A 14759-nucleotide genomic window follows, 5' to 3' on the forward strand; every position below is an offset into this window, starting at 1 on the left:
GCCCGAACGGCCAGCCGCGACGCCCCCTGCGACCAGCGGACCAGCTGGTCACGCTCGTCAGTGGTCAACACAAACTCGACGGAAGAGCGCCCCGAGAACGACATCCTGAAACCGTAGCAACTTAACGCCAGGATTTCAGGCGCAGGACACTAGATGTCGCGGAAGATCTCGATCTGCGCGCCCACCGAGTTCAGCCGCTCCGCCAGATCCTCGTAACCGCGGTTGATCACATAGACGTTGCGCAGCACCGACGTGCCCTCCGCCGCCATCATCGCCAGCAGCACGACCACCGCGGGCCGCAGCGCCGGCGGGCACATCATCTCCGCCGCGCGCCAGCGGGTCGGGCCCTCCACCAGGACCCGGTGCGGGTCGAGGAGCTGGAGCCGGCCGCCGAGGCGGTTGAGGTCCGTGAGGTAGATGGCGCGGTTGTCGTAGACCCAGTCGTGGATCAGGGTCGTGCCCTGCGCGACGGCGGCGATCGCCGCGAAGAACGGCACGTTGTCGATGTTCAGGCCGGGGAAGGGCATCGGGTGGATCTTGTCGATCGGCGACTCCAGCTTCGAGGGCCGTACGGTCAGATCCACCAGCCGCGTACGGCCGTTGTCCGCCGGGTACTCCGGCGTACGGTCGTGGTCCAGCCCCATCTCCTCCAGCACCGCCAGCTCGATCTCCAGGAACTCGATCGGCACCCGGCGGATCGTCAGCTCGGACTCGGTGACCACGGCGGCGGCGATCAGGCTCATCGCCTCGACCGGGTCCTCGGAGGGGGAGTAGTCCACATCGGTGTCGATGCTCGGCACGCCGTGCACGGTGAGCGTGGTGGTGCCGACGCCGTCGACCCGTACCCCGAGCGCGTCGAGGAAGAAGCACAGGTCCTGGACCATGTAGTTCGACGACGCATTACGGATGACGGTGACGCCGTCGTGCCGGGCGGCGGCCAGCAGCGCGTTCTCCGTGACCGTGTCGCCGCGTTCGGTCAGCACGATGGGCCGGTCCGGCGACGTCGAGCGGTCGACCACCGCGTGGTACAGCCCCTCGGTCGCCGTGATGTCCAGGCCGAAGCGGCGCAGCGCGATCATGTGCGGCTCGATCGTGCGCGTACCGAGGTCGCAGCCGCCCGCGTACGGCAGCAGGAAGTTGTCCATACGGTGCAGCAGCGGGCCGAGGAACATGATGATCGAGCGGGTACGGCGCGCGGCCTCCGCGTCCATGGCCGCCATGTCCAGCTCCGCCGGCGGCACGATCTCCAGATCCATGCCGTCGTTGATCCAACGGGTGCGTACACCGATGGAGTTGAGCACTTCGAGGAGCCGGTAGACCTCCTCGATACGCGCCACCCGGCGCAGGACCGTACGCCCCTTGTTGAGCAGCGAACCGCAGAGCAGCGCCACGCAGGCGTTCTTGCTCGTCTTGACGTCGATGGAGCCCGAGAGCCGCCGTCCGCCGACCACCCGGAGGTGCATCGGCCCGGCGTATCCGAGGGACACGATCTCGCTGTCGAGCGCCTCACCGATGCGCGCGATCATCTCAAGGCTGATGTTCTGATTGCCGCGCTCGATGCGATTCACAGCGCTCTGACTGGTGGCCAGCGCCTCCGCAAGCTGCGTTTGGGTCCAGCCCCGGTGCTGCCGGGCGTCACGGATGAGCTTGCCGATGCGTACGAGGTAGTCGTCTGCCATGGCGAAAGGATATCTCATATGTGAGATGAGAGCGCGATTGGGATCCGCCATTCGTGGAGCCCGTGCCCACGGCCCGGCCGAAGCCCGCGCACGCACACACCGCCCATCCTGACGCGATCCGCGCGCTTCGGCGAGCGGAGTACGGCCGTACGGGTGCGGGCGTGCGGGGCCGGCGGCTGCGAAGCAGCCCCCCTGCCCAAGGCGCAGGGGCATCTTCCGCACGGAGACCCCCCATACGGCGGAGCCGGTTCATTCCGCCGGGCGATCCGCCGGTGCGTGCCCCGTTGCGATCTTCGGAGGAGGCCGGGCGGGCAGCGCCCGCCGTACCGGAGGAGTGCGTATGACCACCCCCACCGACCACCCCCGCCCTCATCCCGAGCCACATCCCCCTGCCCAACGCCCGGCCATGCGCGCCCGGTTGCGCGCCGCCTCGCAGGGCGCCCACGCCGCCGTGCCCGGCGTCCCCCGCTGGGCGAGGATCGCCGCGCTCTCCGTTCCGTTCACCGTCCTGCCGTCCGGGATCTGGCGGATCGTCGTCGTTCACGACGGGACCGACGAGGGAAGGGGCATGGGGAGCGTCCCCGCATGGCTGCCGGGCGAGGTCTACGTACTCCTGCTGTCGATCGTCTCCGAACTGCTCGCGTTCGCCGCCGTCGGGCTCATCGCTGCCTGGGGAGAGGTCTGGCCGCGCTGGGTGCCCGTCCTGCGGGGGCGGCGCGTGCCGCCACTGGCCGCGACCGTCCCGGCCGCCGTCGGCGCGTCCGTGCTGACCGCGCTGTGGACCGCCGCCGCCGTCACGGACCTCGCGAACGTCACGCTCCGGGGAGACCCGATATCGCCCGACTATCCGGGTGACGCGGGCGGTTGGAGCGCGTTCGTGTTCTACCTCTGCTACGCCCCGCTGCTGCTGTGGGGCCCGCTGCTGGGCGCGGTCACGGTCGCGTACTGGCGCCGTCGCCGCACCGAGCCGCCGCGTTGACCGGCCCCGCGCCCGCCCCCACGACGAGTGCGCCCCTGTCCGCGCCCGTCCGCCCGACACAACTCCGGCTCCAGCTCCAACTCCTCGCCTCACGGCCCCCAGAAGCGGTAGAACGACAGAATCATTGCCCTCGCAGCGACAGCATGGTGGTGAGTCATGGACGTGATCAGCACCGCCGACGTCTCGGCGGGAGAACGGATGGCGTACTGGCGCGAGATGAGTTCGAAGCTCTGCGCGCCCTATGAACTGCGCTGCGAAAGGGAGTTGGAGAGCGAGTTCTGGGCCCGGGCCGGCATCAGTGACTTCGGCCCGGTGCAGGCGGCCCTGATGACCAGCGCGCGGCACACGGTCCACCGTACGCCCAAGCTCATCCGCCAGTCCGATCCCGAGGTGTTCAAACGATCGGAAACCGGGCGGTCCGGGGCCACCCCGGACCGCCCGCCCTTGCTCGAACGGGGCGGCGGGGCGCGGATGGCCGCACTGCTCCCCGTCCCACCCCAGGTGCTCGTCGCCGGCGCGACCACCTTTTCCGCAGGTCGGCCGGTCGGGGTTCGTGGCGGGACCGGTGCTCAGTGCTGTCCCTTTGCATGCCTGTGCCGGGCTCATCGTCGAGGCTCTGGACGCAGGGCATGAATTCGACTCGCCAACGCGGACCTAATTGGCCTTCACAAGCAGGGGCGGTGATCGGCACCATGGATCTGCGGCGCCGCGTCGCGCCCAGGACAACTGCAGGCTAGGCAAAGGAAAGGACACGCTTTGGACAGCGCTCCCGGAATCCCGCCCCTAGTCCCAGGGCGCCTGCCGCTCCTCGGGCACGGTCTCTTCATGGCAGGGGGCAGCGGCCGGCTGAAATTCATGGAGCGCGTCCGGGCCCACGGTCCGATCGTGCGTATCAAGGTGGGTCCCAAAGACGTGACGGTCGTCAACGACCCCACCCTGATACACGAGATGCTCACGAGCCAGGCCGACGAGTTCACCAAGGGGCTGCTCTTCGAAAAGCTCAAACTCTTCGGCAAGGACGCCCTGCCCGTCGCCGAAGGCAAGCCGCACCTGCGTCGGCGCCGTCTGATGCAGCCCGCCTTCCATCGCCAGCAGATCGCCGGCTACGTCAACACCATGCGAGAAGCTGTGGAGCCGTACGTCGCGAGCTGGGACGGCGGAACCGCACTCGACGTCAAGACCGAGATGCAGCTCATGGCGCAGAGCGTCGTCATGTCGGCCCTGTTCTCCGCGACGCCCCGGCGGGACCCCGCCTACACGATCCTCAACAGTGTCGACACCGTCTTCACGACCGCCCTGCAGCGTGCCCTGTTGCCCATCTCCGCGTTGGAACGACTGCCCACCCGCCGCAACCGGAAGGCCGAGGCCGCCAGCAGCGCGCTACGCACCGCGGTCGCCGAGATCATCGCGGAGCACCGCGCGCACCCCGACACGTACGACGACATCGTGTCCCTGCTCCTGACCGCACAGGACGACACCGGCGCGACACTGCCGGACGACGAGATCCTCTCCGAGATCGTCGCACTGCTCGCTGCGGGCTCCGAGACCACCGCCGTCGTCCTCGCCTGGCTGTTCCACGAACTGGGCCGCAACCCGGACATGGAGCGCCGGCTCCACGAGGAAGTCGACAGCGTGCTCGCCGGCGAGGAACTCACCGCCGACCATCTCGGCCAACTGCCCTACACCGGGCGGCTTGTCCAGGAGACTCTGCGACTGTACGCGCCGTGGCTCGTCACCAGACAGGCCCTGCGTACGGTCCGGTTGGGCGAGACCGTGCTCACGGCCGGTACCGACGTGATTTTCAGTCCTTACGCCGTGCACCGTGATCCGGGCCTGTACGACAACCCGGATCGGTTCGATCCTGACCGCTGGCACCCGGATCGGCCGCAGCCTCCCAGGGAGGCATTCCTCCCGTTCGGGGTGGGCAAGAGGATGTGTATCGGTGACGCCTTCGCGCTGACGGAGGCGAAGGTCATCACGGCTTTCGTAGCGTCGAGATGGAGGCTCAAGGCCGTGCCCGGTTCCGTGAGGCCGGTGGGCGAGATCACCACGCATCCGTCACGGCTTCGCATGATCCCCGAGCCCAGGACCGATGCCCAGGATCGATCTGCCCAGTCCGTTTGATGCCGGGCTGGGCCATTGGCCTGTGGTTGAACGCGCGTAGAACCAAGATCGTCCAGATGGGCACACGCAAGTGAGCATGGAAGACGGGGAGGTGGCCGGGTCGCCGAGGGCTCTCCAACCATCCGACTGGCGCCGGTCCACCCACCCCCGTACGGCGCTGCGGTGTGGAGACAGGACTTTTCCGTTGAGAACGGTACTGCGCGCAGCCCCGTTCGGGCGTGCCTTCGCTGCCGCTTCTCCCGTCGGCACGCGAGGGGCCACAGTGACTGAACAACGGCACCACGCCGCGCACCGTGAAGGTCACCACCGACACGGGCGTCGAGTTCGACGCGGTCGTCCGCATCGACACCCCCGGTGAGGCGGACTACTACCGCAACGGCGGCATCATGCAGTACGTGCTGCGCAGCCTGATCCGCAAGTAAGGGATCAAGTAAGCGATTGGGTACGGCAGTTGAGGGGCCGCAGCCCTGGTAGGACACAGGGGTGCGGCCCCTCGCGTCCACCGTCACACCCAGCCGCGCTGCGCCGCCCGTACCCCCAGCTGGAAACGGCTCGCCGCGCCCAGCCGCTCCTGTAGATCGCTCACCCGGCGACGCAGCGTCCGCAGGCTCACGCCGAGGTGCCGGGCCACCGCCTCGTCCTTCATCCCGGCGGCGAGAAGGCGCGTCAACGCCCGCTCGCCCTCGGTGAGTTCACCGTCGGAGACCGGCTGGCCGAGCGGCGTCGCCTGCTGCCAGGCCAGCTCGAACAGCTTCTGTAGCGCCTCGGTCACCGCCGAGTGGCGTACGACGACGGCGCAGTAGCCGCCTGCGGCCGACGCGGTCAGCGGCAGCATCGCCGTGCGGCCGTCGACCACCAGCAGTTTGACCGGCACGGTGGGCAACACCCGGGCCTGCTCGCCGAGTTCGACCATCTTCCAGGCGTGGTACAGCACGTCCGGATCCTCCAGGGCGGTGGCCGCGTACACGGTCCGGTAGACGACGCCGCGGCTCAGCAGATCCGACTGGAGGTCCAACTGCGGGGTGCGCGGGGCGAGATACGGGGGAGTGTCGAAGACGCACACCTCACGCTCGGCGCGCGCGTACAGCTCCTCCAGGCGCGCGGCGTTGGCGCCCTCGCCCGACACGACGTCGAGCAGGCGCGACGGCTCCTCGCGCAGCAGCCCCGCCTCGTACGCCGTGGCCATCTCGTCGGCGGTGGCGGCGAGTAGCTCGGACTCGGTCTCGCGCCGCCGGATCAGAGCCCGGATCGCCACCCGAGGATCCACGGCCCGTAGCCCGCCGGTGGAATCGGGCGGTTGGAGCAGACCGAGCGTGAGCAGCCGGTCGCAGGCCTCGCGCACCCGGGCCGGAGACGCGTCGGTGAGCAGTGCCCAGGCGCCCGCGCCCGCATCGGGCTGATGGAGAATCGCCTGGTACAGCAGCTCGTCGAAGGCGGAGACCCCCACCGCGGCCCAGGGGCTCGCGGCAGGGGTCTGTCTGAGTGCCATCTGTCTGATTGCCGAGTCGTATGCCGTGTTCACCATGGCTCGGCACGTTAGAGGATCTTTGTTAAGATTGCCGCACCGCTTTTGGCGGCGCTCCTACCTCAGGCCATCACTTCAGGCCGTACGCCCGCAGCACGGTCTGATCGACCTGGTTTCCGGCACCGTCGGAGGCCTGTACGCGCAGGGACACGAACTCCGCGCCCTTCGGGTGCTTGATCTCGGCCTTGCCGCTCCAGACCTTCACCTCCTTCCAGGACGTGCCGTCGTCGTACGAGACCCAGGCCTTGACGGCCTCGGCCTTGACGCTCCCCTCCTGGTCCCGGACGGAGAGTCCGAGCTCCAACGCCTGCTTGGTCTGGGCACGGTTGAGGAGGTCGAGCCCGTCCAGGTCATAGTCGACGGAGAGCAGGGGCAGCGCCGTCTCCTCAGCGGTGTGCGCCGAGGCGAAGGACCATTCGGTGTGGGTGCTCGTCGAGTACGGCGTCCAGCCGGCCTTGCGCTGCGTGTCGAGCACGAAGCGGTACGAGGCCTTCGACGCCGGGACGTCGAAGACGCCGTATCCGCCGAGCGTCGAGTCGCCGACCAGCTGACCGTCCGCGTAGAGCTTGCCCTGCGCGGTGTCGTTGACGTCTCTGACGTACCCGTAGTGACCGGGCGTCGCATCGCTCAACTCCGGTACAAAGGCGGTGAGTTTGTCGCCGGTGCGCTCCGAGAGGCCGTACTCGGTGCTCGTCGCCGGGCGTACCACCTGACGCAGCCAGTCCTCGCTCGGCTGGGTGCCCGCCTTGTCGTAGGTCCGCAAGGTGTTCCACTGGCTCGCGTTCGACTCCCAGGACGGGTAGACGGTGTGCCAGACGCGGGTGTCGGGGCTTACGTTGAAGTACTCGGTGCGTTCCCGGCCGAGTTGCATGTAGTCACTGGACTCGATCGCGTACAGCTGCCAGGGGCGGAAGCTGTAGACCGTGTCGGCCCCCAACTCGCCTGCCCGGCCCGCGTGGTAACGGCTCGTCACCTTCGCTGTGTTGGAGCGGTCCAGGGTGTACGTCTGGTCCGGCGAGATCGCTCCGGACTGCGGGAGGGTCACATTGTAGACGTACGGGCTGACCTCTGTGCCGCCCAGCTTGAGCGTGACCTTCTCGCCGCTCTTGAGGAGGGTGGTGAGCTTCTCGCCGTCCTCGCCGGTGGCGACCATCACCGGCATCGTCGCCCTGTCCACCGCCGTGAGCCAGTGGCCGGCCTTCTTGCGGTACGCGATCAGATAACTCGCGCCCGCCTCGGCCGCGTTGGTCATCGCCTCGTCCGGCCCCCACGTGTCGGCGGCGACCCCGACCACCGCCGCCTTGCCCTTGACGTCGAGCCCTTCGAAGTCGGCCGCCGTGCCGGCGCCCGCGTCCACCGCCTGAACCATTCGGTCACCGGTGATCTTCACCGGGAAGTCGTTGTACGTGTTCGCGTAGTCGAGCGGCAGCGCGTACTGCTCGGGACTGGTGACGCTCGCCGTCAACTCCTTCGCGTACAAACGGAACTTGGCGTAGAACTCGAGGGTTCCCTCGGTGACCTTCTCGGTCGGCGTCACATAGACGTGGTCGGTCCAGGGGCCTTGGCTGTACGTCAACCCCCAGGAGCTGCCGGGCCCTTCGCGGTGCCAGGAGGTACTGAAGCCCTGGTGCTCGGCGTCCTCCTTGGTCTTCGGCTTGATCTCCACCGCCTTGCGGGCGTCGAGCGTGACCTCGGTGTCCCCGTCGACCTTGATCTCGGGATTGCCGACGACCGACGTGCCGACGGCCACGCCGCCCGCGTCGGCGTCGTAGATCCAGGTGGCCATGGAGTACGTACCGGCCGGGACCTCCCAGGTCCCGGTGGCGCCAATGAAGCCGTATTCGTTGGCGTAGGCGCCGTTCAGCTCCTGCAATGTGTAGAGCGACGCCGCAGTGGTCGGCTTGCCGTCGCGGCCCACGAGGGAGACCTTCAGGGCGTGCGTCTTCGGCGCCTTCTCGAAGCCGACACCCGTCGTGACCAGGATGCCGTCGGCGGCCGCGGTGATGTGGCCCGCGTACCGGCCCTGGGCCGCCTTCGCCGGGTCGACACTGACCGGGACCGTGGCGGTGCCCTTCGCGGGCACGGTCACGGTGCCGGCCCCCAGGGTGACACCGGCGAGGGACGACGAGAGCTTCAACTCCACGGGGGCGTCAGTGGTGTTGGTGTAGGTGATGTCCTTGCTGTCGACCTCCGTGTCACCGTCCTCGTACTTGCCGAAGCTCAGAGCCGAGGTCGCGAAGACGTTCTGCGTGACCGCCCGCACGGCGTCGACGCGGCCGTCTCCCTGCTCGAACACGGAGTTGTCGGCGTTCGTCTTCGCGGTACTGGCCAGGGCCTGCTTGATCTGCTCGCCCGTCCAGTCCGGATGGGCCTGCGCGACCAGCGCCGCCGCGCCCGCCACATGCGGGGTCGCCATCGACGTACCGTTCGCCGCCGTGTAGTTGTCGTCGAGCGGCGTGCCCATGGAGGTACCGGAGGCGCGGGCCGCCGTGATGCTCACGCCGGGCGCGGTGATCTCCGGCTTGACCGCGTAGTCGCCGAGGCGCGGGCCACGACTGGAGAACGAGGCGAGCTTGTCGGACTTGTCGACCGCGCCGACCGTGAGCGCCGAGTCGGCGATGCCCGGTGTACCGACGGTCTGCTCCCGCGGGCCCGAGTTGCCCGAGGCGATCACGAAGAGGGTGCCCGTCGACGCGGACAGCTCGTCCACCGTCTCGCTCAGCGGGTCCGAGGGGCCGGAGGCCGTACCGCCGAGGGACATGGAGACGATGTCCGCGCCGGACTCCGCCGCCCACTCCATGCCGGCGATGATCCACGACGACTGGCCGGAGCCCGCGTTGTTGAGGACCTTGCCGACCATCAGCTCCGCGCCCGGCGCCACGCCCTTGCGCTTGCCGTCGGAAGCAGCGCCCGAGCCGGCGATCGTGGACGCGACATGGGTGCCGTGGCCGTGGCCGTCCTGTACCGCCTGATCGGGCACGAAGGTCTTCGATTCCCCGAGCTTGCCCGCGAGGTCCGGGTGTCCGGCGTCCACGCCCGTGTCCAGGACAGCGATCTTGACGCCCTTGCCGTCGTAGCCCGCCTGCCACACCTCGGGTGCGCCGATCTGCGGGACGCTGACGTCGAGGGACGCCTTGACCTTGGCGTCCAGCCAGAGCTTGTCGAGGCCGCCGTCGAGCTGCCGGGCGGCCTTGGCCGTGGGCTCGGCAGCCGTCTTCTCGGCGTCGGGGGCGATGTCCGCCCAGAACCTCTCGGCGGTCGACTTCTTCGCGGTGAGCGCCGCACCGTCGATGCCGGGCAGGGACAGCGTCCTGCGCGCGCCTTCGGGGGTCGTGTTCCCCTGGCGATAGGTGGCGATCAGCGGGATGGCGTCGGTCTTCGAGTCCGCGTACCCCTGCTTGACGAGCTGGGTGACGTTGAACAGGGCCGGGTCGAGACGGCCCGCCTGAAGCAGCGGGATCGCGTCGTTCGGTACGACGCTGACCTCGCCGTTCTGCTCGCTCGACAGGAAGGTGGCGGGCTCGCGCCCCTTGCCGCGCCGGACGTCGACGGCGGACTTGCCGTCGGCGCCGGTGGTGAGTGTGACCGTGTCGCCGGTGATGAGAGTGACGGTCTGCGTGCTCGTGGTGCTGGGCTTGGTGGCCGGCTTGGTGACCGGGGACGCGGGATCGGCCATCGAGGGCGTGATCGCCCCCGTGAGCAGACCGGCCGCGGCTGCCACGGCCCAGACGGCGTGGAGTCTTCGCATGGGTGGACTTCCTCCCCTGAACGCTGAACAGTCCCGCCCTGGTGAGCGGGAGCCAGTCATCAGAGTGAGCGCTGCGTGGAAAGCGGCTCAAGGGATTCCTGTGGCCGGGGCGTGCCAATGCTTCCTTCGGTCACATCAGTTGACGGTCTGTGCGAGGGCACCGCACGGTCAAGAGCCTGCCCCGGGAAGCAAGCGATCAGGTACCGCCTGGCGGTACGACGGTCGGGTCGCGCTCCTCACCAGGGCCGTGGCCCGCCCTTCGCCGTACGAGTCCGGTACGGCTACACCCAGCCCCGCTGAGCGGCCCGCACCCCCAGCACCACCAGCAGTTTGACCGGCACGGACGGCAACACACGGGCCTGCTCACCGAGTTCGACCATCCGCCAGGCGTGGGCCAGCGCCTGCGGCTCCTCCAGCGCGGTCGCCGCGTAGACAGCGCGGGAGACGATCCCACGGTCGAGCAGATCGGCCTGGCGGTCCAACTGCGGGGTGCGCGGGGCGAAATACGGGGGCGTTTCGAAGAGGCACACCTCGTGCTCGGCACGCGCGTACAGCTCCGCCAGACGTGCCGCGATGGCGCCCTCGCCGGAGACGACCTCCACCAGCCGTGCCGGCTCCTCGCGCAGCAGCCCGGCCTCGTACGAGGTGGCCATCTCCTCGGCGGTCGCGGCGAGGAGTTCGGACTCCGTCTCGCGCTGCCGGATCAGCGCCCGGATCGCCACACGTGGGTCGACTGCGCGCAACCCGCCCATGGAGTCCGGGGGTTGGAGCAGCCCGAGCGCGAGCAGCCGGTTGCAGGACTCGCGCACCCGCGCCGGGGAACCACCGGTCAGCAGTGCCCAGCCCGCCGCGCCGGCGTCGGGCTGGCTCAGGATCGCCTGGTGCACCAGCTCGTCGAAGGCGGAGACCCCCACCGCGGCCCAGGGGCTCGCGGCAGGGGTCTGTCTTGCCGTGTCATCTGCCATGCTCACCATGGCCCGGGACGGTAGAGCATCCTGGTACCCCGACGGGGTCGTGGGCGCACCGTATAAGTCGGTACCGGAAGACGCCCGCACGGTGCTGTACGGCTGTCGTTTCCAGTACAGCCCGCACGGTCGGCGTTCGTCCTGCCCGCCTCCTACAGCACCAGCGACCGCGCCCTGCTCATCCAGAGCGCCGTGCGGCTGCTCACCGCTCAGGGCATCGGCGTCAACTTCCGCCACGCCACGCCCGCCTCCGCGGGCCTACCGACCCGCCCGCCCACAGCGGCGCTGGGCACGCAGCTTCCGGCGGGCGCGCCGTCCCCGCCGACGGCATCCGCCACCGCATCCCGTACCCGCTAACCCGCTATTTTCCCGGAGCTCCCTGATTCCCCCGCACACCTCCGCCCGCCGCACCGCCCTCCTGCTCACCGTCGTATCCGTCGCGCTGGCCGCGTCCGCCTGCGCCACCTCCGGCAGCCCGGACGCCGACACCATAGCCACGGCCACCCGCATCGCCTCCCCCACGCCGACCGCCGAGCCGGCGCTGACGAAGCATGAGGCCCTCGCCCAGATCGCCCACTACTCCAAGATCAACAATCAGGCCAACGCCGACCGGAACCGCGCCCTGCTCGACACCGTCGAGGAGGGCCCGCTGTACGCGATGTCCGTCTCGGACTACACCGAGACCGAGGGACATGACCTCGAAGCAGTCATGTACTAGAGTTATCTCGACATCGAGATATCTGCCGAAGGCGTACCGCAGCCGCCAGAAAGTAAGGCGAACCTAACTTAGCCTTACCTTAGCGGATCGGCGAGCAGCCCGTTGGCGGCACCGCGCGGCGTCAGCCGCACATGCGTCGCGGCGCGGTGGTACGCGCACATGAATGAAGGAGACTGTCGTGTCGGCGAACAGCTTCGACGCCCGCAGCACGCTGCGCGTGGGCGACGAGTCGTACGAGATCTTCAGGCTGGACAAGGTCGAGGGCTCAGCGCGCCTCCCTTACAGCCTGAAGGTGCTGCTGGAGAACCTGCTCCGTACCGAGGACGGCGCGAACATCACCGCCGACCACATCCGCTCCATCGGCGCGTGGGACTCCCAGGCGCAGCCGAGCCAGGAGATCCAGTTCACCCCCGCCCGTGTGATCATGCAGGACTTCACCGGCGTGCCCTGCGTCGTGGACCTCGCGACCATGCGTGAGGCCGTCAAGGAGCTGGGCGGCGATCCGGCGAAGATCAACCCGCTGGCCCCGGCCGAGCTGGTCATCGACCACTCCGTCATCGCCGACAAGTTCGGCACGCCGGAGTCGTTCGCGCAGAACGTGGAGCTGGAGTACGGCCGCAACAAGGAGCGTTACCAGTTCCTGCGCTGGGGCCAGACCGCGTTCGACGAGTTCAAGGTCGTCCCGCCCGGCACCGGCATCGTCCACCAGGTCAACATCGAGCACCTGGCCCGCACCGTCATGGTGCGTAACGGCCAGGCGTACCCCGACACCCTCGTCGGCACCGACTCGCACACCACCATGGTCAACGGCCTCGGCGTGCTCGGCTGGGGCGTCGGCGGCATCGAGGCCGAGGCCGCGATGCTCGGCCAGCCCGTTTCGATGCTCATCCCGCGCGTCGTCGGCTTCAAGCTGACCGGCGAGCTGACCCCGGGCACCACCGCCACCGACCTCGTCCTCACGATCACCGAGATGCTGCGCAAGCACGGCGTCGTCGGCAAATTCGTCGAGTTCTACGGTGAGGGTGTCGGCGCGACCTCGCTCGCCAACCGCGCCACCATCGGCAACATGTCGCCGGAGTTCGGCTCGACCGCCGCGATCTTCCCGATCGACGCCGAGACCATCAACTACCTGAAGCTGACCGGCCGCGACGCGCAGCAGCTCGCGCTGGTCGAGGCGTACGCCAAGGAGCAGGGCCTCTGGCTCGACCCGGCCGCCGAGCCCGACTTCTCCGAGAAGCTGGAGCTGGACCTCGCCACGGTCGTCCCGTCCATCGCGGGTCCCAAGCGTCCGCAGGACCGCATCGTCCTGGCGAACGCCAAGGAGCAGTTCGCGCTCGACGTACGGAACTACGTGACGGACGACGAGGAGGCGGGCAAGGAGTCCTTCCCGGCCTCCGACTCGCCGGCCTCCGCCGACGGTGTGCCCACCCGCCCGACCCTCGTCACCCCGGCGGACGGGACGCCGTACGAGATCGACCACGGCGCCGTCACCGTCGCCGCGATCACGTCCTGCACCAACACCTCGAACCCGTACGTGATGGTCGCCGCCGCGCTCGTCGCCAAGAAGGCCGTGGAGAAGGGCCTCACCCGCAAGCCGTGGGTCAAGACGACCCTGGCGCCGGGCTCGAAGGTCGTCACGGACTACTTCGACAAGGCGAACCTCACGCCGTACCTGGACAAGCTCGGCTTCAACCTCGTCGGTTACGGCTGCACGACCTGCATCGGCAACTCCGGTCCGCTGGACGAGGAGATCTCCGCAGCGATCAACGAGAACGACCTGGCCGTCGCCGCGGTGCTCTCCGGCAACCGCAACTTCGAGGGCCGGATCAACCCCGACGTCAAGATGAACTACCTGGCGTCCCCGCCGCTGGTCGTGGCCTACGCGATCGCCGGCTCCATGAAGGTCGACATCACGCGCGACGCGATCGGCGTGGACCAGGACGGCAAGCCCGTCCACCTGGAGGACATCTGGCCGACCGAGGCCGAGGTCAACGAGGTTGTCGCCTCCGCCATCGGTGAGGACATGTTCAACAAGTCCTACCAGGACGTCTTCGCTGGCGACGCGCAGTGGCAGGCGCTGCCGATCCCGACGGGCAACACCTTCGAGTGGGACCCGCAGTCGACGTACGTACGCAAGCCCCCGTACTTCGAGGGCATGACGATGGAGACGACCCCGGTCGGCGACATCACCGGCGCGCGCGTGCTCGCCAAGCTGGGCGACTCGGTCACCACCGACCACATCTCCCCGGCCGGTGCGATCAAGGCGGACACCCCGGCGGGCAAGTACCTGACGGACCACGGCGTCGAGCGCCGTGACTTCAACTCCTACGGCTCGCGCCGGGGCAACCACGAAGTCATGATCCGCGGCACGTTCGCCAACATCCGCCTGCGCAACCAGATCGCGCCGGGCACGGAGGGCGGCTACACCCGCGACTTCACGCAGCCCGACGCGCCCGTGTCGTTCATCTACGACGCCTCGCGCAACTACATCGAGCAGGGCACCCCGCTGGTCGTCCTCGCGGGCAAGGAGTACGGCTCGGGCTCGTCCCGCGACTGGGCGGCGAAGGGCACGGCGCTGCTGGGCGTCAAGGCGGTCATCGCCGAGTCGTACGAGCGCATCCACCGCTCGAACCTGATCGGCATGGGCGTGCTGCCGCTCCAGTACCCGGAAGGCGCGTCGGCGCTGTCGTACGGCCTGACGGGCGAGGAGACGTTCACCTTCACGGGCGTCACCGGCCTGAACGACGGCACGACCCCGGCGACCGTCAAGGTCACGACGGACACAGGCGTGGAGTTCGACGCGGTGGTCCGCATCGACACCCCGGGCGAGGCGGACTACTACCGCAACGGCGGCATCATGCAGTACGTGCTGCGCAGCCTGATCCGCAAGTAGGCACTGACGGGCAGCAGTTGACGAAGGGCCGCACCCCACGGGGGTGCGGCCCTTCGGCGTGTGCGGTTCCGTCCCGGAGGGCCCAAACGGGGGCCAATGGAGAACGGGCCCGGAGTAGGCCCGTTTCG

10 protein-coding genes are annotated in these 14759 nt (G+C 69.0%); 6 read left to right on the forward strand and 4 right to left on the reverse strand.

The genetic code is table 11. The features are described from left to right. Positions 1–149: 149 nt before the first annotated feature. A complete protein-coding gene (locus tag ACIBLA_RS30290) occupies positions 150–1679 on the reverse strand; it encodes a UDP-N-acetylglucosamine 1-carboxyvinyltransferase (protein WP_363245351.1) in 1530 nt (509 codons plus the stop codon). Between the two features lie 340 nt (positions 1680–2019). On the opposite strand from ACIBLA_RS30290, the gene ACIBLA_RS30295 reads away from it, so the two are divergent. The 4 genes from ACIBLA_RS30295 (at position 2020) to ACIBLA_RS30310 (ending at position 5204) form a co-directional block, all read left to right on the forward strand. Continuing rightward, entirely contained in the window at positions 2020–2658 is a 639-nt protein-coding gene (locus tag ACIBLA_RS30295; RefSeq protein WP_399200468.1) for a hypothetical protein, read from the forward strand. A gap of 156 nt (positions 2659–2814) precedes the next feature. Continuing rightward, complete coding sequence (locus ACIBLA_RS30300) at positions 2815–3291, forward strand: hypothetical protein (protein WP_399200469.1); 477 nt, start codon at positions 2815–2817, stop codon at positions 3289–3291. A 123-nt stretch (positions 3292–3414) separates the two neighbouring features. Then, positions 3415–4782, forward strand: coding sequence for a cytochrome P450 (locus ACIBLA_RS30305; protein ID WP_399200471.1), 1368 nt, complete (start codon positions 3415–3417; stop codon positions 4780–4782). Positions 4783–5075: 293 nt separating this feature from the next. After that, a complete protein-coding gene (locus tag ACIBLA_RS30310) occupies positions 5076–5204 on the forward strand; it encodes a hypothetical protein (protein ID WP_277751785.1) in 129 nt (42 codons plus the stop codon). Positions 5205–5287: 83 nt separating this feature from the next. Here the strand turns inward: ACIBLA_RS30310 and ACIBLA_RS30315 are convergent, their stop codons facing one another. From ACIBLA_RS30315 to ACIBLA_RS30325, 3 genes are all read right to left on the reverse strand, one after another. Next, positions 5288–6271: a LuxR C-terminal-related transcriptional regulator gene (locus tag ACIBLA_RS30315; protein ID WP_363245355.1), complete on the reverse strand. Its 984-nt coding sequence runs from the start codon at positions 6269–6271 to the stop codon at positions 5288–5290. 106 nt (positions 6272–6377) lie between these two features. Next, positions 6378–10055, reverse strand: coding sequence for a S8 family serine peptidase (locus ACIBLA_RS30320; RefSeq protein WP_399200472.1), 3678 nt, complete (start codon positions 10053–10055; stop codon positions 6378–6380). 281 nt (positions 10056–10336) lie between these two features. Further along, positions 10337–11020: a hypothetical protein gene (locus ACIBLA_RS30325; RefSeq protein WP_399200473.1), complete on the reverse strand. Its 684-nt coding sequence runs from the start codon at positions 11018–11020 to the stop codon at positions 10337–10339. A 49-nt stretch (positions 11021–11069) separates the two neighbouring features. On the opposite strand from ACIBLA_RS30325, the gene ACIBLA_RS30330 reads away from it, so the two are divergent. Next, positions 11070–11738, forward strand: a complete 669-nt coding sequence (locus ACIBLA_RS30330) for a hypothetical protein (protein ID WP_399200474.1) — start codon at positions 11070–11072, stop codon at positions 11736–11738. A 178-nt stretch (positions 11739–11916) separates the two neighbouring features. Further along, positions 11917–14631 (forward strand): aconitate hydratase AcnA, encoded by a 2715-nt coding sequence (acnA, locus tag ACIBLA_RS30335; RefSeq protein WP_399200475.1) that lies wholly within the window; start codon positions 11917–11919, stop codon positions 14629–14631. Positions 14632–14759: the final 128 nt, after the last annotated feature.

It is taken from the genome of Streptomyces sp. NPDC050433, from assembly GCF_044458565.1.
Taxonomy (GTDB): domain Bacteria; phylum Actinomycetota; class Actinomycetes; order Streptomycetales; family Streptomycetaceae; genus Streptomyces.

Coding starts and splice junctions, on each gene's coding strand:
- ACIBLA_RS30290 (WP_363245351.1), bottom strand. CDS start 1,679: ATGGCAGACGACTACCTCGTACGCATCGGCAAGCTCATCCGTGACGCC.
- ACIBLA_RS30295 (WP_399200468.1), top strand. CDS start 2,020: ATGACCACCCCCACCGACCACCCCCGCCCTCATCCCGAGCCACATCCC.
- ACIBLA_RS30300 (WP_399200469.1), top strand. CDS start 2,815: ATGGACGTGATCAGCACCGCCGACGTCTCGGCGGGAGAACGGATGGCG.
- ACIBLA_RS30315 (WP_363245355.1), bottom strand. CDS start 6,271: ATGGCACTCAGACAGACCCCTGCCGCGAGCCCCTGGGCCGCGGTGGGG.
- ACIBLA_RS30320 (WP_399200472.1), bottom strand. CDS start 10,055: ATGCGAAGACTCCACGCCGTCTGGGCCGTGGCAGCCGCGGCCGGTCTG.
- ACIBLA_RS30325 (WP_399200473.1), bottom strand. CDS start 11,020: ATGGCAGATGACACGGCAAGACAGACCCCTGCCGCGAGCCCCTGGGCC.